Source organism: Burkholderia pyrrocinia (assembly GCF_018417535.1).
In the GTDB taxonomy this organism is placed as follows: domain Bacteria; phylum Pseudomonadota; class Gammaproteobacteria; order Burkholderiales; family Burkholderiaceae; genus Burkholderia; species Burkholderia pyrrocinia_E.
Genome location: NZ_CP070977.1, coordinates 1,073,007 through 1,091,650, shown reverse-complemented (window position 1 = coordinate 1,091,650; position 18,644 = coordinate 1,073,007). Strand labels below are relative to the sequence as shown.

Here is an 18,644-nt window from a genome sequence, read left to right as displayed (position 1 = left end):
TCGTTCTCCGGCGGGCCGGGTACTACGCTGTGCGCATGCACTCGATCGACCTCCTTGACGACGACTGTTTCGCGCTTCGCCAGGCTTCGCGGCATATCTCGAAGCTCTACGAGCACCACCTGTCGGCCGTCGACATCACGCCCACGCAGTTCAGCCTCCTGGGCACGCTCGCCGTCACGGCCGGCATGACCATGGCCGAACTCGCGAAAGCGATGGTGATGGACAGAACGACGCTGGTGCGGGCACTCAAGCCGTTGCTGCGGCGTGGCCTGGTGGCCGCGCCTGCGGAAGGCAAGCGCCATCGTCGGCTCCAGGTCGTATTGACCGCGCATGGATCGAGGAAGCTCGCTGAAGCGGCCGTTCACTGGGCGGCCGCACAGGCCAGCTTCGAACGCGATTTCGGATCGCAACAGGCGGCTCACCTGCGTCGCGAACTGTTTCGCATGACGCACGACGCGTCGGACAGTTAGCCGCCCCGGCAACTCATTCATGCAGTTACAGACATTGATGCGCGAAACCTGGCTGGCTAATGTGTGCATATGCACTAATTGATCGTGCGATGACTTGATGACTCAAGGAAAAAATGGAAATGGAAACGACGACGTATCACTCGCGCCCCCGGCCGCAGTCGGGCATTCGTAAGGGATGGATCGCCGCGGCGGCGCTGGCGTTCAGCCTGGCCGGCTGTGTGAACTACGCAGGCATCAAGAGCGACAAGCAGATGGCGGCCCCGACGAAGTTCGAGTCGCAACAGAGCCTCCCGGCCGAGGGCGGCAAGTGGCCCGCGATGAACTGGGCAAGCCAGTTCGGCGATCCGCAGTTGTCGGCGCTGATCGACGAAGCGCTGCGCGGCAATCCGACGATCGACCAGGCGCGCGCCCGGATCGAGAAGGCGTCCGCGTACATCGGCACCGCCAAATCCGCGCTCTATCCGAATGCGAACGGCAGCTATACGTGGACGCGCCAGCGCTACACCGAAAACGGCATCGTGCCGCCGCCGTACGGCGGCTCGTGGCAGAGCGAGAACAGCCTGCTGGCAAGCGTGTCGTGGGATCTCGACCTGTGGGGCAAGAACCGCGAGCGGTTGCGTCAGGCCGTCTCCGAGGAAAAGGTGGCGGACGCGGAAGCCGAGGAGGTGCGCATCACGCTTGCCGCGTCGGTGGCGAGCACCTATAACCGGCTGGCGCTGCTCCATGCGCTGCGCGACATCCAGGTTCGGGAAGTATCGAACCGCGAGGCGATTGCGCACATCACCGAAGGCCGCGTCAGTGCGGGGCTCGACAGCAATGTGGAGCGGCAGACCGCTTACGGCGACACCGCGACGAGCCGCTCCAGCGTCAGCGATCTCGACGGGCAGATCAAGACCGTGCGCTACCAGTTGGGCGCGCTGCTCGGCGCGGGCCCGGATCGCGGCCTCCAGATCGCCAAGCCGTCGCTGCACGGCGGCGACATCGTCGCACTTCCCGACAACCTGCCGGCCGACCTGCTGTCGCGCCGGCCGGACATCGTCGCGGCCTACTGGAAGGTGGACGCGGCCGTTCACGACGTGAAGGAAGCCAAGGCCGAGTTCTATCCCGACGTCAATCTGTCGCTGGCGGCCGGGCTCGACGCATTCGGCTGGGGACGCTTCCTGACGGCCGGCAGCGGGCAATTCCAGGCGGCCCCGGCCATTCACCTGCCGATCTTCGACGCCGGCGCGCTGCGCGCGCAACTGAAGGGCCGCTATGCGGACTTCGACTACGACGTCGCGACCTACAACCAGACGCTGATCGGCGCACTGTCCGACGTCGCCACGCAGGTCACGCAGATCCGCTCGACCGACCTCCAGTTGGTCGATGCACGCAAGGCGCTGGATGCGCAAACCACCGCCTATCAACTGGCGGTCGTCCGGTACCGGTCTGGGCTCAACCAGCAACTGCAGGTGCTGAACGCGGACGACAACCGGCTCGCGGCCGAGACGGCCGTGGTGAATCTCGAGATGGGCCGTCGCAGCCAGCAGATCGGGCTGATCAAGGCGCTCGGCGGCGGCTTCGATGCTTCGCGCGCCGGCCTCGCGGCGAGCGCCGAAACACCGATTCCCGCGCCGTCCCGACCCGTGGCGTCGAACTGATCGATTGGTTCGGCGGCTGGATCGCGTCGAACGGAACACCTTGAACCTCAACCTTGACTGGAGCCATTCATGAACACCCCCGATTCACAGCCGACCGACGCAGCACCGAAGCAACCGGGCAAGCGCCGCGCGCTGCTTGCACTGGTAGCCGCGTCGCTCGGGATCGCCGGCGCCGCCTACGGTGCCTATTACTTCCTCGACGCGCGTTATCACGTCGAAACCGACGACGCGTACGTCAACGGCAACGTCGTGCAGATCACGCCGCAGGTATCGGGCACGGTCATCGCGGTGAACGCGGACAACACGCAGATCGTGAAGGCCGGCGAACCGCTCGTGCAGATCGATCCCGCGGATGCGAAGATCGCGCTGCAGCAGGCCGAAGCGAATCTCGGCCAGACCGTGCGCAAGGTTCACGGCCTCTATGTCGACGACGACAAGTACCGCGCGAACATCGCGGAGCGGCAGTCCGATCTCGCGAAGGCGCAGGACGACCTGCGGCGCCGCCAGGCGACCGGGATGACGGGGGCCGTGTCGGAGGAGGAGATCTCGCATGCGCGGGACGCCGTCCGGTCGGCGCAGGCCGCGCTCGACGCCGCGAAGCAGCAACTCGGCTCGAATCGCGCGCTGACGTCGAACACGACCGTCGACCGGCATCCGGACGTGATGGCGAGCGCCGCGCGCGTTCGCGACGCGTATCTGGCTTATTCCCGCACGACGCTGCCGGCGCCGGTCACCGGCTACATCGCGCAGCGATCGGTCCAGGTCGGGCAGCGCGTGTCGCCGGGGGCGGCGCTGATGTCGGTCGTGCCGCTGAACCAGGTGTGGGTCGATGCGAACTTCAAGGAGTGGCAACTGCGCCAGATCCGCATCGGGCAACCGGTCGAGCTGACGGCCGATGTCTACGGTTCGTCGGCGGTCTACCACGGCAAGGTGGTGGGCTTCACGCCGGGCACCGGATCGGCGCTCGCGCTGCTGCCGGCGCAGAACGCGACGGGCAACTGGATCAAGGTCGTCCAGCGGCTGCCGGTGCGGATCGAGATTCCGGCCGGCGAACTGGAAAAGCATCCGTTGCGCGTAGGGCTGTCGATGAATGTCGACGTCAACGTGAAGAACCAGGGCAGTGCCGGCCCGGAAGCCGATCCCCCATCGATCTACAAGACCGACGTGTTCGCGAAATACGGCGACAAGGCCGATGCCGCGATCACCGACATCATCGCCGCCAACCAATGACTTCCCGTCGCCCGGCGAGCCGGCGCGCGACACCGCGTGCGCCTGCTGCGCCGGACCTGACCTAACCGGATGATCAGCATGACCGCCAACCAATCGAATCCTCCTCCGCTGACGGGGATGACACTCGCACTCGGCTCGTTGAGCGTGGGCCTTGCGGGTTTCATGACCGTCCTCGATTCATCGATCGCCAACGTCGCGATTCCTACCATCTCGGGCAACCTCGGCGTATCGGTCGACGAGGGCACCTGGGTCATCACCGTCTTTGCCGCGGCGAATTCCGTCGCGATCCCGCTGACCGGCTGGCTGACGCAGCGGCTGGGGCAGGTCAGGCTGTTCGTCGGCTCGATCCTGCTGTTCGTGCTCGCGTCGTGGCTGTGCGGCATCGCGCCGTCGCTGCCGTTCCTGCTGATGGCGCGCGTGCTGCAGGGCCTCGTGGCGGGGCCGCTGATCCCGATGTCGCAGGCGCTGCTGCTCAGTTCGTGGCCGAAGGCGAAATCGTCGCTCGCGCTATCGCTGTTCTCGATGATCGTCGTGACCGGGCCGATCGTCGGACCGTCGCTCGGCGGCTGGGTCACCGACAGCTACGCGTGGTCGTGGATCTTCTACATCAATATCCCGGTCGGGTTGTTCGCGGCCACGATGGTCTGGTTCCTCTACCGCAAGCGCGATACGCCCACCCGGAAGCTGCCGATCGACTTCGTGGGGCTGACCTTGCTGATCGTCTGGGTCGCGTCGCTCCAGGTGATGCTCGACAAGGGCAAGGACCTCGACTGGTTCTCGTCGAACACGATCGTCATCCTGACCATCGTCGCGGTCGTGGGCCTGGTGCTGTTCGTCATCTGGGAACTGACCGACAAGAATCCGGTCGTCGACCTGACGCTCTTCAAGCAGCGCAACTTCCTCGGCGGCACGATCTCGATCGCGATTGCCTACGGGATCTTCTTCGGGACGCTCGTGCTGCTGCCGCAGTGGATGCAGGAATATCTCGGCTACCGGGCCGTCGACGCGGGGCTCGCGACGGCACCGCTCGGCATCTTCGCGGTGATCGGCGCGCCGATCATGGGCAAGATCCTGCCGCGCTCGGATGCACGCATCATCGGCACGCTCGCGTTCGTCGGCTTCGCGGCCGTCTATTTCATGCGCACGTTCTTCTTCACGGACATCAGCGAGGGCTACATCATCCTGCCGACGCTGCTGCAGGGTATCCCGATGGCGCTGTTCTTCGCGCCGCTGACCGTGATCATCCTGTCCGGCCAGCCGCCTGAAAAAGTGCCCGCCGCGGCAGGCCTGTCGACCTTCGCGCGGATGTTCTTCGGCGGCATCGGCACCTCGCTGGCGGGTGTCGTGTGGAACAACCGGACGATCACGCACCACGAGATCCTGACGCAGCAGTCGAGCCCGACCAACCCGATCTTCAATGCGCAGATGGACAGCTACCATTCGCTGCTCGGGCTCGGCCAGGGATCGTCGTATGCGTTGTTCGATCGCGTCGTGCAGTCGCAGTCGGCGATGCTCGGGCTGAACGACGTGTTCTACGGCGCGGCGATCGTGATGATCGTCATCATCCCGCTCATCTGGATCACCAAGCCGGGCAAGGCGGGGGGATCGAGCGATGCGGCGGCGGCCGCGCACTGAGCAGCGGCGCCTCGGCACGTTCGACGGTGGCGCTTCTGTCCGCCGAACGCCGAACGAAGAATGAACGATGCAGCGGAAGGCCGCGCCCGAATCGGAGCGCGGCCTTTCGCATCGGGCCATGCATCGCATGCCCTGTCATTCGATCAACGCATGTCGGGAAGCCGTTCGATCCCGGATGACCCGACGCGGATGCAGTCGACCGCCCCGGTTACCCCGCCGGTTACGGAAGCGCAGGGGGCTGCGTCTGGTCGAGCCATTCGACGATGTTGCGCACGGTGTCGCCGTAGAACGTCTCGTACAGTTCGCGTGTCACGTAGCCGATATGCGGCGTGGCAAGCACGTTGTCCAGCGAGCGCAACGGATCAGCGGGTTCCAGCGGCTCGGTATCGTAGACATCGATCGCCGCCCCGGCGATCTGCCCGCTGTCGAGCGCGGCGAGCAACGCAGCCCGGTCGACGATCGGGCCGCGCGACGTATTGACGAGGCGGCTCGTGGGTTTCATCCGGCCAAGCTCGGCAGCGCCGACCAGGCCTCGCGTCCGTTCGCTCAGGCGAACGTGGATCGACAGAAAATCCGAAGACGAGAACAACTCATCCTTGCTGACCCGTTGCACGCCTTTCGACTCGGCGCGCTCCGCCGTCAGGTTCTCGCTCCACGCAATCACGTTCATGCGGAACGCGCGGCCGATCACGCCGACGGCCGAACCGACCCTGCCGAGCCCGAGCAGGCCCAGCGTCTTGCCGGCGAGTTGCGTGCCGAGTGCGACCTGCCACCCGCCGTCGCGCACGGCCCGATTCTCGACGGCCAGGTTACGGGCCAGGCCCAGGATCATCGCCCAGGTGAATTCGATGGTCGGTGTGGACGCGTATCCCGTGTGAACAACCTTCACGTTCCGCTCGGCCGCCGCCGCTTCGTCGATCGACGCGTTGCCGGCTCCGGTCGACGCGATCAGCTTGAGATTGGGCAGTTGCTCGATGATGGCTCGCGTAAGCGGCGTGCGCTCGCGCATCACGCACAGCACGTCGAACGGTTTCAGGCGCGCGATGACCTGTGCGTCATCCGCCAGGTGGTCGTTGAAGACCGTGATGCTCGCACGACCCTGCAACGGAGACCAATCGGCGAGGTCCAGCGCGACGTTCTGGTAGTCGTCGAGAATCGCGACCTGGATGAGAGAGGAATCCGACATGAACTTTCTCCTTCGAAGGTAGCCCGGTTTCCGAAGCGCACGGCCACCGGGCGGCAATGATCGGTCCACGGGCGTCGATCACGCGTACCCGCCTGTCTGCACAAGCAATGCAGCCGTGATCCACTCGAAACCGAATCCGAATGCATGCGACGCCCACCCGCGGCACTCAACGATACTCGAGAAAGGACAAGGCTCGCTTCGGTCAGCGCAAGGAACAGCGGCTGACACTCTCCGGCGCACGCTTACGCAGCATGAAAATCGATGCTGCGAAAGTCGATGGACACCAGCAGCGGTTCGTCGATCCTGTGCATGGCCTCGTCGTAGGCAAAGACCCGGCGCGACATCGGCACCATCACGCCGCGGACATTGCGATAGCCGGACGCATAGTTGGCACCGCGCGCTCCGCCCATCACGTCGACCGTGTAATCGTGGCGGCGCAGCAGCCCGTCTTCGCCGAAATAGGACACCTGCTCGCGACTGTGGCTGGCGATCGCATCCGGGAACGTGACTTTCAGGCGCCGCCAGGTTTCGCCGTTCTCGTGCCAGTCGGGCAGTTCTTCCGTCTGGAAACCCGGGCGGGCGTAGAGAAACGGAATGGCCAGGTAAGTCCAGAGCGCGTAGCCGGTGAAGTACAGCGCATGCAGGCGATCCCAGCGGGTTTGCTGCGTATGCCCTCGATAAGCGTCTCGCGGCGCGTGCCGCTCATCCGGCGGCTCGCCGTTCACGGCGCCGATGCCGACCACGTCCGGCTCGAACGTGCCGCGCCAGCCGCCGGCCTTCGACGTGAGCGCGACGTGCTGGCGCCGCAGGTCGGCAGCCAGTTCGATCCGCTGGAACAGGTCCGGCTGGCCTTTCAGGTGCCAGACGGCACCTCCGATATCGAGTTCCGCCGAAACCGTGCGGAACCTTTCCCAGTTGTCGATCCCGCCATGGGCCTGAATGGCCTGTTCGAGCAGCGTGTTCATTGCGTCCTCCGTGTATCGAGCGGCGTGTCGCGTGCGCGTTAGCGCTCGTCGCCGAACTGGTCGCCGAACATCGGATGGCCGCCGGCCGATTCGCTGCGCGCCGCTTCGTTCTGCAGCACGTCCCAGTGTTCGACCAGCTTCCCGCCCTCGATCCGCAGGATATCCAGCGCGATCAGCGCGGTCGGCGAGGCCGAGTGGCTGTAGCGGCTGTGGATCCACACGAAATCGCCGTTGGCGGCCACCATGTCGTACTCGAAACGCAGGTCGGGCATCGAGTCGACGAGGCCGAACAGGCCGGCGCGGCCGGCCGGTACGTGCCGGCTGTGCTGGACATAGGTGTCGGACCAGAACTGCGCGGCCTTCTCGTAATCCTTCTTGTTGAACAACGTGTCGAGCGCATCGAGAACGAGCGCGATGTTCCTTGCTTCAGGTTCCTTGCTCATGATTCGGACTCCGATGGTTTAGGGTGTCGTTCCGTTCTTTCCGGTTTGCTTTCGCCCGGGCTCGATGGTCCGGAACGACACGTCTGGGTGACGGGAAAAGCGTCTTCAGTACGACTTCTTGCGCCGCGCATGCGTGGCGCGTGCTGCTGTCATGCAACGGGAATCGGGTTCTCGGCGATGAACTGGTTGAACTGCTCGACGAATGCGTGTTCGTTCGGCCCCGCGTTGGCGCGCAACGGCCTGGCTGCCTCGACGACGACCTCGGTTGTCGCGGTTTCGAGCAGCTTCAGCGTTTCGGCAACGAACGCGTCGACCGGCATCGCGCGCGGGTCGCCGCTCTTGTGCACGAGATCGGTGTCGACCCACGGCGGCGCGATTTCAAGCACGCGCACGCTGGTATCGCGCAGCGCGAAGCGTTGCGACAGCGTGTACGAGTGAATCGCGGCCTTGGTCGCCGAATAGAGCGCCGTCGCGGCGAGCGGTACATACGCGAGCACCGAGCTGTTGTTGATGATCGTCGCGTCGGGCTGTTGCTTCAGGTGCTCGACGAACGCCGCGCTCACGCGCACCGGGCCAAGCAGGTTCGTGGTGACGAGCCGGACGGCCTGTTCGTCGTCGAGCGGCCCGCCGGCATCGTCGAACGGCATGATGCCCGCGTTGTTGATCACGACGTTCAGCGCCGGATAGCGTTCGATCAATTGCGCGGCGACCGTGCGGATCTGCGCCGCGTCGCCGATATCGAGCTCGACGGTGTCGATGCCGGGGTTCTGCTTCGCGATTTCATCGAGCAGCGCCTTGCGACGGCCGGCGACGATGACCTTGTTGCCGCGCTGGTGAAAGGCTTCCGCCAGCGTACGGCCGATACCCGACGTGCCGCCGGTGATGAAGATCGTATTTCCGTTGAGTTTCATGATGAACGCTCCTGGGTGGATGAAATGCATGGGCATGCATTCGCGGCCGTTAGCGGCCCGCGAGATGGCGTTGGAGAAAGCCGCTGACTGCAAGCAGCACGGGCGGATGGGTCACGATGCCCGCGCGTGTCGTGCCGGCATAACGCGCGCATTCCGTGGGGACGCCCGCGGCGATCAACGACGCCGCGTAATGTTCGGCTTCGAGATGCAGCGGGTCATGCTCGACCGTCGCAATGAACGTGGCCGGCAGATGGGCGAGGCGACACGATTCGAGCGGCGCGGCATACGGATGAACGCGCTGCGACACCGTGGGCAGATACGCGCGATAGCTGGCCGCCAACGCGTCGATGGCGGGTGTCGCATGCATCGTGTACGGGCCGATGCGCGTCATGCTCGGGTCGAGCAGCGGCGCAATCAGCACCTGCGCACGGATGCCGGCGTCGCCGCGGTCGCGCGCAATCGCGGCGAGGCCCGTGGCGATATTCCCGCCGGCGTCATGGCCGGCAACGGCCGTCAGCCGCTGGTCCGCACGCATCCCTTTGGCTTCCGATCGCACCCACTGCAGCGCACGATGCGCGTCTTCCACCGCATTCGGGAAAGGACAAGCCGGGGCGAGCGAGTAGCCGACGGAGAGCACCCACGCGCGCACCTGCAATGCGAGCGCCTCGCACACGGCATTCGTTTCGTCGAGCGAGCCGGCGGTGAACAGACCGCCGTGGAAATAGAGGACGATCGGCAGCGGGTGCTTCTGCGTCGACGGCCGGAAGCTGCGCGCGTCGATCGGCTGACTGTAGCCGTCGATGCGCGCTTCTTCAACCAGCAAACCGGATAGGGAAACGGTAGACATACCAGTCAACGCGGCGGCGTTCTCGTTTGCTTGAACAATGAACGCATTCTGGTTGTTACCGCGGAACCGATAAATCTCGCGCTTGCCGCAACAGTGTTCTCTCCTCGAGAACAATGCGGCAGCCTTTGCCGACGGGGCTGGCCTACGCTATCGGCTCGTCTTCGTCACCGTCCAGGTCGATCGCGTCGCCGTCCTGCGTATCGATGCTGGCCGGGCCGCACCGCGCATCCGCGTCGGGCGTACTGGACAACCGCGGGTCGGTGCGGAACAGCTCGGCAATCCAGTCGACGAACGCGCGCACGGTAGCGGAGAGGTGGCGATTGTGCGGATAGACCGCGGAGACCGGCAGCGGCGGCGGTTTCCATTGCGACAGAATCTCGACCAACGCGCCCGATTCGAGATGCGGCAGCGCAAGAAAGCGGGCGCCCTGGACGATGCCGAGGCCCTTCAGCGCGCCGTTCAGATAGGCTTCCGCATCGTTTACGGCGATGGAGCCGCGCATCCTCACCTCGACTGCCTTGCCGTCGACGTCGAACGTGAGCGGCATGATCCGGCCCGTGCGGCCCCAGTAGTAGTTCACGGTACGGTGATCGGCGAGTTCTTCCAGCGTCTGCGGCGTGCCGGCTTGCTCGAGATAGTCGGGGCTCGCGACGGTCACGCCCTGGTAGATGCCGACGCGTCGCGCCACGAGCGACGAATCCTGCAGCGTGCCGATGCGCACCACGCAGTCGATGCCTTCCTGGACCAGGTCCAGCGGCTTGTCGCCGAGGCCGAGCATCAGGTCGATGTCCGGGTAACGCGCGTGAAAGTCGCTCAGCGCGGGCATCACGATAACGCGCCCGAGCGCGCCGGGCATGTCCACGCGCAACCGGCCGCGCGGCGATCGGTCCTTGCCGAGGAACGAATTCTCGATGTCGTCGAGATCCGCGAGGACGCGCACGCATCGCTCGTAATAGGCCGCGCCGTCCGCCGTGAGGTTCAGGCTGCGCGTGGTGCGCTGCAGCAGCCGGGCTTTCAGGTGCGCTTCGAGGCCCTGGACGATCACGGTCACGCGCCCCCGTGTCAGGTCCATCGTATCGGCTGCACGCGTAAAGCTTTTCGTTTCGACGACGCGCGCGAATACTCTCATGGCCAGCACGATATCCATTACCCGGACCTTTCAGAACGACGCATTGAAAATTCATGCGGCCTTCCGGCGCGTTCGATACGCAGGGGAGGCCACCACCGGGACCATGACGCCCAGCGCGCAGTCTAAACCGCAGCGAAGAAGGCCGCCACACGGCGCGGCGGCTTCGTGATTGCCCGACGGTTCATGTCGACGATGGCCGGTCCGCAGTCGATGCGCGCGTGAAACCCGTCGCCATGCGCGGCGAAACGGATTTCCACGTAAGTCAAGGCGTCCGAGGCCCTGGGCGGTTCGTCCCGAATGAGAGAAGTCGACCCGTTATGGCACGACAAAAATCTTTCAGATTCGCGTCCGCGCACCCACGCCGTGCCTTGCCGCTCATGCTGCCGTCAATAGACGCCCGGCTCGCCTGCCGGACGATGCTTGAAACGTCGGTGCACCCAGTAGTACTGCTCGGGAAATCGCAGGATCTGCCCTTCGAGAAAGGAGTTCATCGTGCGCGCGTCGAACGACTCGCTATCGGTCGGATAGCTGCCGAGCGGCTCGAAGATAGTCAGCTTGTAGCCGCGAAATTCCGGCAGCACTTCGGTCACGAACGGTACGACCCGCGCGCCGCTCAGCTTCGCCAGCCGCGATACCGACGTCAACGTGCAGGCCTGCACGCCGAACAGCGGCGCAAACACCGAACCCGTCGTGCCGTGATCCATGTCCGCGGCGAGCATCACCGGGGTGCCCGCGCGCAGAAGCCTGACGAGGTGTTTCGCGCTCGCGCTGCGTTCGATCATCTCGGCCCCGAAGCGTCCGCGCTGACGTTTGGCGAGATCGCACATGCGGCGGTTCGACATGCGCGTGTAGAGTGCCGCCACGGGCAGCGACGACGAATAGAGCATGCAGCCCACCTCGATGCCGACGAAGTGAAAACCCATGAAGATCGTCGGCGGCGCATCCGGGTCGTGGAGATCGATGTGGCTGTCCAGTTCGACCAGGCGATTGAGCGACCGCGCGCTGCCGAACCACTGGAATCCGCGCTCCAGGTAGCTCCGTACGACGTGTTCGAAATGGGCACGCGCGAGAACGTCGCGTTCCTCGTCGGTCTTCAGCGGAAAGCAGAGTTGCAGGTTGACATGCACCACGTGTTTGCGTCGGCTCGGTATGCGGTAAAGCGCAGCGCCGATGCTGCTGCCGGTTCTCGCGACCAGCGAGTACGGAAGAAAGGACAGGAACCGTAGCAGGCCGAACATCAGCCAGTACCCGAGAGCGTTCATGATGATGGACTTCCGTCTGTTGACTGCCCGGCGCCGCTCGAGTCGAGTGATGGAGTACGGGAAAATCGGGTTGTGTCGAGGCTGTATGAAGTAGTGGCTTGCGCGACCACCTCTGACAGAGGCCGCGCGCCAGGCCGCTGATGGCCGGCCGCATCGATTCGGCGTTCGAAGCGATACACGATCGCGGGCGGGAAGTTCATCCACGCGATGCCGACTCGGACTGCGCGAATGCGCATGGCCTCCAGATAACGCGCCGGGATCGGGCAGCGCGGCACATACGTGAATTGATAGAACGCACCACCGGCAGCCAGGTGGCGCGCGAAGGCGCAGTGAACGATCGCGACGGCCTGTTCGACCGGCATCGCGACGAGTGGCAATCCGCTCACAATAACATGTGCGCGCGCCCCGCCGAAGAAATCACCCGTCATGCCGAGTTGGGCCGCATCCATCTGCATGACCCGCAACGCGGGGAACTGATGCCGCAGCGCGTTCGCGAAAGCGGGATCGGCTTCCACCAGCACCAGCCTGTCGCTCGCGACGCCGCGCGCGAGCAGTGCGCGCGTGAATACGCCGGTGCCCGCACCGAGTTCGATCACGGATGCGCCGTCGCGCGGGATCCGTGCGGTGATCAGCGCGGCGAGCGCCGGGCCGGACGGCGCGAGCGCGCCGACCCGGCGCGGATTGCGCAACCAGGTACGCAGGAACAGCATCCATTCAGGGATTCGCATCGACAGGCTCCTGGCGGAATCGATCGGTCAATGACATGTCCGGCTAGACGGCCGCTTGCGCGGCCAGATAGCCGGCCGTGATGAACAGCGTGTTCCATAGCGCGATGCCGGCCGCGGCACCCGACGCGAAACGCGCGAAACTCGCTTCCAGCAATCCGGCGAGCGCCGGTGCCACGAGCCGCACGAACGGCACCAGTTGCGACCAGAGTGCGAGCCGCGTGGGCCGCGCGCGGATTCCGTCGATCAGCGCGTCCATTCTTGCGGGCTGCAGCCTGCCCAGGGGCGCGACGCGGCGCAGCAGGGCCAGCGCGCGGTCGTCCGGCCACAGATTGCCGAGCGCGTAATGAAACAGGCAGCCTGCGAAGCTGCCGAGCGCCGTGACGACGATCGCTTCCGGAAGTGTCCACGCCCCTTGCGCGCCGGCGACGCCGATCATCGTGAGGAGCACGTGGGACGGCAGCACGGGGATCAGCCGTTCGATCAGGGACAGGCCAATGAGGCAGGCGATGCTGTTGGCGCCGGCCAGGCTGAGCGCGAGGCCGAACGGGACGAGCGTGGCGAATTGGTTCATCGCGCCGCTCCCGCGCGGCAGGCGCGCAACGCGCGCGGCCTTCCGTGCCAGAATGGCCCGCACCGGGACGGCGCGAAGGTGGAGCGCCGTGCCGCATTGCATCGCAGCAACGGAATCGAAGGACATAACACGGTCATGGCGGGCCTCTCGAGAAAGCGCCAGATGCATTGCACCGGCAATGCGGCGATCGACACGCATCGTGGCCCCCTGGCTTTAAGAAGTTTTTAATCGCGGTCCGTCAGGCTGGTGACCTCGCCATTCGAGGAGCGAAACCGATGCATATCCTGTTGGTAGAAGACGATGTCATGCTGGCCGATGCCGTTCGTGCCGGCCTTGTGCAGAACGGCTGGCGCGCGGATTGGTCGGCCGACGTGCCGGCCGCGCGGCTTGCGCTCGTCGGTCACGACTACGACGCGGTGCTGCTCGACCTGCAGTTGCCGGGCGCGTCCGGCTTCACGCTGCTCGCCGCGATGCGCGCGAACTACGACCCGACGCCGGTGTTGATCGTGACCGCTCGCGATCAGTTGAGCGACCGCATCCGTGGCCTCGACGCAGGCGCCGACGACTATCTCGTGAAGCCGTTCCAGCTGGAGGAGCTCTATGCGCGGCTTCGCGCGCTGACGCGCCGCAGCCAGGGCCGCGTGTCGGAGCGGTTGATCTACCGCGATGTTCACGTCGATCCGGCTCGAAAGGAAGTCACGCGAGCCGGCGAACCCGTCGCGCTCAGCATTCACGAGTACCGGACGCTGCTCGCGCTGATGGAGCGGCAAGGGCGAGTCGTCACGCGCACGCAGCTTGAAGAGCGCGTGTACGGCAACGACGGCGCCATCGAAAGCAACACGATCGCGGTGTACATCCATCAACTTCGCCGCAAGCTCGGCGACGAACTGATCGTGACAGTGCATGGCTTCGGCTATCGCGTCGGGGAGGGCACGGCATGAAGTCGCTACGCCTGCGCCTGCTCGCGACCGTGATGGCGACGGTCGTCGTGTTCTGGGCGAGTTGGGGTGCGTTTCTCGGCATCGGCCTGTGGCGCGAACAGCGCGGCTGGCGCGACGGCATGCTCGAGGGCGCCGCGCAACTGCTGCTGCTGTCGTTGCCCGATGCGATCGATCGCCTGCCCGAAGCGAGCGCCCAGGCGGTGTTGCCGAAAACCGCGTATGGCAAATACGACGTCGCGTTCCAGATCTGGGTCGATGGCCGCAACGTGATGCACAGCGCGGATGCGCCGGGGCCGGCGCTCAAAGCCGACCCGCAGGACGGATACGGTGTGAGCACCGGGCGTGGCAACGCGCACGACGAAACCTGGCGGGTCTACTCGCTGTCGGACCCGGCGCGCCGGATTCGCGTTCAGACGGGCGGGCCGGCCACGACCTGGCAGGAGAAGGCGAACAATGCGCTGCAGCTCGGCCTGTTCAATACGACGGTGATGCTCGGGATGCTGGGCGTCGTGATCTGGTGGGTGATCCGCTGGTCGTTCGGGCCGGTGCGCGACGTTCAGCGGGCGATCCAGCGGAAGGCGGCATTCGATTTCTCGCCGTTGCCGCTGACGACGCTGCCGCGCGAGCTCCGGCCGCTCGTCGAGTCGTTCAATCGTCTGCTCGCGCGACTGAGTCAGGCCGTCGACACCGAGCGCCGTTTCATCGGCGATGCGGCGCATGAGTTGCGCCTTCCGCTTGCGGCGTTGTCGGCCCAGGCGGAAGTGGCATTGCGGGCGGACAGTCTGGCGGACAAGGACGAAGCACTGCGTCGGCTGGCAACGGGCGTCGAGCGCAGCGCGCGGCTATCCGGGCAGTTGCTCGAACTGGCGCGGCTGGATGCGGGGTCGCGCGCCGAACAGCATGGGCCGGTGGACCTGTCGCGGCTCGTTGCGCTGATCGCCAGCGACTTCGACGCGGCGGCGCATGCACGCCGACAGACGGTGCGGGTCGCGGTCGAACCGGTGTGCGTCTGGGGCGATCTGGACGAGATCGCGATTGCGGTACGTAACCTGATCGACAATGCACTGCGTTACGGCCGTGAAGGCGGGCGGGTCGAGATTACGTGCGACAGCCCTGCCGACGCGGACGGGGCGTGGGTCAGGCTGCGTATCGCGGACGACGGACCGGGCGTGCCGGTCGACGAGCGTGCGCGGATCTTCGAACGCTTTTACCGGGTACCGGGTACGGTGCAGCCGGGAAGCGGCATCGGCCTGTCGCTTGTCGCGCGAATCGCCGAGTCTCACGGCGGGGCGGTCGAGGTGGCGGCCGGTATCGAGGGGCGCGGACTGGCGGTGATCCTGTCGTTCCCGATATGGCTGGAGCCGGAGCGCTGGGAGCGCTAGCGTGGGCTCGGCAAGAACCACGACATCTCGAGACCGGATCTCGCAATCGGCGCAAGCGCCGACTGCTTCCAACGCGTTGCACCCAAAAGCGCGACGTTCGTTGCGTCCGGGCTCGACCGCGAGAGACGCCGCGTCAATGGTGCACGGGGAGCCGTCATTTCCGCGTGACGTTCAGCGGCGAATGCGCGTCGGCCTGCGACATGACCTGCTTGCTGCCGGATCCCGCCTGTGCGTCGAGTTCGTGCCGGCGCGCAATTTTCGCTTCGGCGGCCTGCAGGCTTTTCGCGGAGTCGTAGTCCATCGGGTCGTAGCCGGCTTGCTCGAGCTCGATGAGTTCGTTGCGAACCTGCGCGCGCGTCAGCGGCTGGGTTTCCTGCGCGAAAGCGATTGCGGGCGCAGCGAGTGCGGTTGCAACGACGAGCGTGCGAATCAGCGATTTCATGATGACCACCTCCGGAAGATTGAGCGAAGCGACCTTTGTTTCAGTCGTTGAGTGGAGCTTAGGACCGGACGACATCGCGATAAATACCCGCCGCGCCAATTCAACGTTCCAGCTGGAACAAAAATGCCTGAGCAATCGTGCCGTCCGACGAGAAGGGCTGCTGGTGACGCATTGGCCGCATCACGTCCGCTTTTTCATTCGCGACAAAAGCGCATTGTTTGCCCCCGGCTTCCTCGTGACGGCAGCGCGACATACAGTCGTCTCACCATCACGACGCGCAATCGCCTCCGGCCATGTCCGACGATCGACGCACCACCGACTCAATCTACGAAATGACGCGCGAGCGCCTGGCGCGAGGCACGCTGCTGCAGGCGCTGCGCGCCGACCCGCCGGCCGGCATGACGGTGCGAAGCGATGCGGAACTCGAACGCACGTTGCGGGCCACGCTCGACCGCCACGCATCCGGGCGCGACCTGCACGTATTCGCGTACGGTTCGTTGATGTGGAATCCGGCGCTCGATGTCGCCGGTTCGTCGGTTGCGCGCGTCGACGGCTGGCACCGGGCGTTCTGCCTGCGGCTCGTCATCGCGCGCGGCACGCCCGAGCAGCCGGGCGCGATGCTCGCGCTCGACCGCGGCGGCAGGTGCGATGGCGTGCTGTACCGGATCGACGCCACCAAGGTCGAATCCGAATTGCGCCTGCTGTGGCGACGCGAAATGCTCGCCGATTCGTACGAACCGCGATGGATCACGGCGAAGGTCGACGACCAATCGATCCGCGCGCTGACCTTCGTCGTCAACCGGTCGCACGACCGTTACCTTGGCGGAACCACGCTCGACCGCGTCGCGCACCTGATCCGCACCGGCCGCGGCCCGCTCGGCACGTCGCGCGATTACTTCGACTCGACCGTGCAGGCGTTGACGCGCCTCGGTCTCCGTGACGCCGGCATCGAACGGCTTCGGCGCGAGATACGCAGCGCGGACGAAGCCGAATCCGCGAACGGTTGATCTCCCGCGTTTGCGGACTGCATGCGAATTTCGGCGGTCGGTGCATCAGACGGACGCGCGCCTGTCGCGGCCAATCCGCTCGGTCAGACCCGGCATCAGCGGCGCCTGAGGTGCTCGTCGCGCTCGAACAGTGCGATAACCCAGTCGATGAACACGCGCACTTTCGCGCTCAGGTAGCGGTTGGGCGCGTAGATCACGCAGACCGGGTTGGGGTGGGGCGTCCAGTCCTCGAGGATCGGCACGAGCGTGCCGGCGGCGATGGCATGGCGAACCGAATAGGACGGCGCCTGGATGATGCCGAGGTTCGCGTGGCCCGCGGCAAGGTAGGCGTTCGTATCGTTCACGACGAGACGATGATCGAGCGCGAGATCGCTTCGTTTGCCGTCGTGCGAAAACTGGAACGGCAGCGCGCGGCCGCCGCGCGACGGGATCATGCCGACAGTCGGGAAATCGCGCAACGTATCCGGCGACGCCGGCGTGCCGTGCGCGTCGAGGAACGCGGGCGTCGCGCAGGTCGTGAAGCCGAAGCTGCCGATCTGCCGCGCGACCAGCGACTGCTCGTCGACTTCGCCCGCGCGTATCGCGCAATCGACGCCTTCGGCGATCAGGTCGGTACGCTTGTTGCCGATATCGAGTTCGATCTCGACGTCGGGGTATGCGTCATAGAATTCCGCGAGCGCGGGCACGAGGACGAGCGTGCCGATCGCCGCGGCGGTATCCACGCGAATCTTGCCGGACGGCTTCGCGCGCGCATGGGTCGTCGACGATTCGATTTCCGCGAGATCGGCGAGCAGCCGCACGACGCGCTCGTAGTAGATCGCCCCTTCCGGGGTGACCGTCACCGATCGCGTGGTGCGATGCAGCAAGCGAACCTGCAGGTCTTCCTCGAGCTTCTGGATCAACCGCGTCAACGTCGCATTCGGCATGTCGAGCGTATCGGCCGCTTTCGTGAAGGTTCCGGCTTCCACGACGCGGACGAATGCATTCATCGCAGCAATGCGGTCCATGTGCGCGACTCCAGTCGGGGGTGGAGTCGCCATTAAACCGCAATCCGGCTGCGACCCGCTAGCACCCGTGGAAATCCATCGCCGGGCGCGGTCGGCCTTCGTTGAGCGCGTTGACGGCCGAGCGGATGCCACGTCGCGCGTCGTCGGTTTCGAACAGCGGCATCGCGATGTCGAACATCGCTTCGTCCGCCGCCGAAACCCCGCCGTTCGCCCAGGTGTGCAACAGCGCCTTGTGCGCGGCGTAGGCACGTGTGGGGCCAGCGGCGATCTTGCGGGCGAACGCGGACGCTTCCTTCAGGAGGTCCGTATCGGCAACCACGCGATTCACGATCCCGAAGCGCTCCATCGTCGTCGCGGCAACCTTTTCGGACGTCAGCGCCCACTCGGACGCGCGTGCATGCCCCACGCGTGCCGCGACACGGTAGATGCCGCCGAGGATGGTGACGATCCCGAGCGTCTGCTCCGGGTGCCCGAACGTCGAGGATTCGGCCGCGAAGATCACGTCGGCCCGCAATGCGAGCTCGAATCCGCCGCCGAAACACAAACCCTGAACCGCCGCAACGACCGGCATCGACAGGTTCTCGAAGCGGTTGAATACGGCCATGTAATGCTCGAAGCGGGCGCGCAGTTCGCGCTGGCTCGCGTCCGGCCAGGTCATGATGTCGCCGCCGAACGAGAAGTTTTCGCCTTCGCTGCGCACCAGCACCGCGCGCGCGTCGCTGCGCTCGATCGCGGTGACGGCGTCGGCGAGTTCGTCGATCATCCGGTCGTCGATGCGGTTCTGGGGAGGGCGGTCGAGGACGATCGTCGCGAGTCCGTCGTCGAAGCTGACAGTGAGATGGGGCATG

The 18,644-nt window shown here is 65.7% G+C and carries 19 protein-coding genes; 7 read left to right on the top strand and 12 right to left on the bottom strand.

What is annotated here, in order from left to right:
• Nucleotides 1–35 precede the first annotated feature (35 nt).
• The 4 genes from JYG32_RS05165 to JYG32_RS05150 all read left to right on the top strand — a co-directional run bounded on the left by JYG32_RS05165 (nt 36) and on the right by JYG32_RS05150 (nt 4,975).
• Entirely contained in the window at nt 36–470 is a 435-nt protein-coding gene (locus tag JYG32_RS05165) for a MarR family winged helix-turn-helix transcriptional regulator (protein ID WP_213264874.1), read from the top strand.
• A gap of 119 nt (nt 471–589) precedes the next feature.
• Nucleotides 590–2,110 carry an efflux transporter outer membrane subunit gene (locus JYG32_RS05160; protein WP_213264873.1) on the top strand — a complete coding sequence of 507 codons (1,521 nt, stop codon included), beginning with the start codon at nt 590–592 and terminating at the stop codon, nt 2,108–2,110.
• A 69-nt stretch (nt 2,111–2,179) separates the two neighbouring features.
• Complete coding sequence (locus JYG32_RS05155) at nt 2,180–3,340, top strand: HlyD family efflux transporter periplasmic adaptor subunit (RefSeq protein WP_213264872.1); 1,161 nt, start codon at nt 2,180–2,182, stop codon at nt 3,338–3,340.
• A 78-nt stretch (nt 3,341–3,418) separates the two neighbouring features.
• On the top strand, nt 3,419–4,975 hold the full coding sequence (locus JYG32_RS05150; RefSeq protein ID WP_174380280.1) for a DHA2 family efflux MFS transporter permease subunit: 1,557 nt from the start codon (nt 3,419–3,421) through the stop codon (nt 4,973–4,975).
• A gap of 220 nt (nt 4,976–5,195) precedes the next feature.
• Here JYG32_RS05150 and JYG32_RS05145 read toward each other — a convergent pair whose 3' ends face one another.
• The 9 genes from JYG32_RS05145 to JYG32_RS05105 form a co-directional block, all read right to left on the bottom strand.
• Complete coding sequence (locus JYG32_RS05145) at nt 5,196–6,161, bottom strand: D-2-hydroxyacid dehydrogenase family protein (protein ID WP_213264871.1); 966 nt, start codon at nt 6,159–6,161, stop codon at nt 5,196–5,198.
• A gap of 242 nt (nt 6,162–6,403) precedes the next feature.
• Complete coding sequence (locus JYG32_RS05140) at nt 6,404–7,126, bottom strand: hypothetical protein (RefSeq protein WP_213264870.1); 723 nt, start codon at nt 7,124–7,126, stop codon at nt 6,404–6,406.
• 38 nt (nt 7,127–7,164) lie between these two features.
• Nucleotides 7,165–7,569 carry a nuclear transport factor 2 family protein gene (locus JYG32_RS05135; protein WP_213264869.1) on the bottom strand — a complete coding sequence of 135 codons (405 nt, stop codon included), beginning with the start codon at nt 7,567–7,569 and terminating at the stop codon, nt 7,165–7,167.
• Nucleotides 7,570–7,718: 149 nt separating this feature from the next.
• Entirely contained in the window at nt 7,719–8,480 is a 762-nt protein-coding gene (locus JYG32_RS05130; protein WP_213264868.1) for an SDR family oxidoreductase, read from the bottom strand.
• Between the two features lie 49 nt (nt 8,481–8,529).
• Nucleotides 8,530–9,327 carry an alpha/beta hydrolase gene (locus JYG32_RS05125; RefSeq protein WP_213264867.1) on the bottom strand — a complete coding sequence of 266 codons (798 nt, stop codon included), beginning with the start codon at nt 9,325–9,327 and terminating at the stop codon, nt 8,530–8,532.
• A 142-nt stretch (nt 9,328–9,469) separates the two neighbouring features.
• Nucleotides 9,470–10,474 carry a LysR family transcriptional regulator gene (locus tag JYG32_RS05120; RefSeq protein ID WP_213264866.1) on the bottom strand — a complete coding sequence of 335 codons (1,005 nt, stop codon included), beginning with the start codon at nt 10,472–10,474 and terminating at the stop codon, nt 9,470–9,472.
• 368 nt (nt 10,475–10,842) lie between these two features.
• Nucleotides 10,843–11,718, bottom strand: coding sequence for a lipid A biosynthesis lauroyl acyltransferase (locus JYG32_RS05115; protein ID WP_213264865.1), 876 nt, complete (start codon nt 11,716–11,718; stop codon nt 10,843–10,845).
• A complete protein-coding gene (locus JYG32_RS05110; protein WP_213264864.1) occupies nt 11,715–12,446 on the bottom strand; it encodes a class I SAM-dependent methyltransferase in 732 nt (243 codons plus the stop codon). The genes JYG32_RS05115 and JYG32_RS05110 overlap by 4 nt, the downstream gene beginning before the upstream one ends.
• 43 nt (nt 12,447–12,489) lie before the next feature.
• Nucleotides 12,490–13,143 carry a DedA family protein gene (locus JYG32_RS05105; protein ID WP_249744590.1) on the bottom strand — a complete coding sequence of 218 codons (654 nt, stop codon included), beginning with the start codon at nt 13,141–13,143 and terminating at the stop codon, nt 12,490–12,492.
• A gap of 149 nt (nt 13,144–13,292) precedes the next feature.
• Here JYG32_RS05105 and JYG32_RS05100 point away from each other — a divergent pair, with 149 nt between their 5' ends.
• Together JYG32_RS05100 and JYG32_RS05095 are read left to right on the top strand one after the other, a co-directional pair.
• On the top strand, nt 13,293–13,958 hold the full coding sequence (locus JYG32_RS05100; RefSeq protein ID WP_213264863.1) for a response regulator transcription factor: 666 nt from the start codon (nt 13,293–13,295) through the stop codon (nt 13,956–13,958).
• Nucleotides 13,955–15,340, top strand: coding sequence for an ATP-binding protein (locus tag JYG32_RS05095; protein ID WP_213264862.1), 1,386 nt, complete (start codon nt 13,955–13,957; stop codon nt 15,338–15,340). Before JYG32_RS05100 ends, JYG32_RS05095 begins: the two co-directional genes overlap by 4 nt.
• A gap of 154 nt (nt 15,341–15,494) precedes the next feature.
• Here the strand turns inward: JYG32_RS05095 and JYG32_RS05090 are convergent, their stop codons facing one another.
• Nucleotides 15,495–15,917, bottom strand: coding sequence for a DUF4148 domain-containing protein (locus JYG32_RS05090; protein ID WP_249744589.1), 423 nt, complete (start codon nt 15,915–15,917; stop codon nt 15,495–15,497).
• 158 nt (nt 15,918–16,075) lie between these two features.
• Here JYG32_RS05090 and JYG32_RS05085 point away from each other — a divergent pair, with 158 nt between their 5' ends.
• Nucleotides 16,076–16,789 (top strand): gamma-glutamylcyclotransferase, encoded by a 714-nt coding sequence (locus JYG32_RS05085; protein WP_213264861.1) that lies wholly within the window; start codon nt 16,076–16,078, stop codon nt 16,787–16,789.
• A gap of 95 nt (nt 16,790–16,884) precedes the next feature.
• Here the strand turns inward: JYG32_RS05085 and JYG32_RS05080 are convergent, their stop codons facing one another.
• Nucleotides 16,885–17,796, bottom strand: coding sequence for a LysR family transcriptional regulator (locus JYG32_RS05080; RefSeq protein WP_174380269.1), 912 nt, complete (start codon nt 17,794–17,796; stop codon nt 16,885–16,887).
• Between the two features lie 58 nt (nt 17,797–17,854).
• Nucleotides 17,855–18,643 (bottom strand): enoyl-CoA hydratase/isomerase family protein, encoded by a 789-nt coding sequence (locus JYG32_RS05075; RefSeq protein WP_213264860.1) that lies wholly within the window; start codon nt 18,641–18,643, stop codon nt 17,855–17,857.
• Nucleotide 18,644: the final 1 nt, after the last annotated feature.

Bases quoted from the DNA above. Each gene is read 5' to 3' on its own strand.
- JYG32_RS05165 (WP_213264874.1), top strand. From the start codon at position 36: ATGCACTCGATCGACCTCCTTGACGACGACTGTTTCGCGCTTCGCCAG.
- JYG32_RS05160 (WP_213264873.1), top strand. From the start codon at position 590: ATGGAAACGACGACGTATCACTCGCGCCCCCGGCCGCAGTCGGGCATT.
- JYG32_RS05155 (WP_213264872.1), top strand. From the start codon at position 2,180: ATGAACACCCCCGATTCACAGCCGACCGACGCAGCACCGAAGCAACCG.
- JYG32_RS05150 (WP_174380280.1), top strand. From the start codon at position 3,419: ATGACCGCCAACCAATCGAATCCTCCTCCGCTGACGGGGATGACACTC.
- JYG32_RS05145 (WP_213264871.1), bottom strand. From the start codon at position 6,161: ATGTCGGATTCCTCTCTCATCCAGGTCGCGATTCTCGACGACTACCAG.
- JYG32_RS05140 (WP_213264870.1), bottom strand. From the start codon at position 7,126: ATGAACACGCTGCTCGAACAGGCCATTCAGGCCCATGGCGGGATCGAC.
- JYG32_RS05135 (WP_213264869.1), bottom strand. From the start codon at position 7,569: ATGAGCAAGGAACCTGAAGCAAGGAACATCGCGCTCGTTCTCGATGCG.
- JYG32_RS05130 (WP_213264868.1), bottom strand. From the start codon at position 8,480: ATGAAACTCAACGGAAATACGATCTTCATCACCGGCGGCACGTCGGGT.
- JYG32_RS05125 (WP_213264867.1), bottom strand. From the start codon at position 9,327: ATGTCTACCGTTTCCCTATCCGGTTTGCTGGTTGAAGAAGCGCGCATC.
- JYG32_RS05120 (WP_213264866.1), bottom strand. From the start codon at position 10,474: ATGGATATCGTGCTGGCCATGAGAGTATTCGCGCGCGTCGTCGAAACG.
- JYG32_RS05115 (WP_213264865.1), bottom strand. From the start codon at position 11,718: ATGAACGCTCTCGGGTACTGGCTGATGTTCGGCCTGCTACGGTTCCTG.
- JYG32_RS05110 (WP_213264864.1), bottom strand. From the start codon at position 12,446: ATGCGAATCCCTGAATGGATGCTGTTCCTGCGTACCTGGTTGCGCAAT.
- JYG32_RS05105 (WP_249744590.1), bottom strand. From the start codon at position 13,143: ATGTCCTTCGATTCCGTTGCTGCGATGCAATGCGGCACGGCGCTCCAC.
- JYG32_RS05100 (WP_213264863.1), top strand. From the start codon at position 13,293: ATGCATATCCTGTTGGTAGAAGACGATGTCATGCTGGCCGATGCCGTT.
- JYG32_RS05095 (WP_213264862.1), top strand. From the start codon at position 13,955: ATGAAGTCGCTACGCCTGCGCCTGCTCGCGACCGTGATGGCGACGGTC.
- JYG32_RS05085 (WP_213264861.1), top strand. From the start codon at position 16,076: ATGTCCGACGATCGACGCACCACCGACTCAATCTACGAAATGACGCGC.
- JYG32_RS05080 (WP_174380269.1), bottom strand. From the start codon at position 17,796: ATGGACCGCATTGCTGCGATGAATGCATTCGTCCGCGTCGTGGAAGCC.
- JYG32_RS05075 (WP_213264860.1), bottom strand. From the start codon at position 18,643: ATGCCCCATCTCACTGTCAGCTTCGACGACGGACTCGCGACGATCGTC.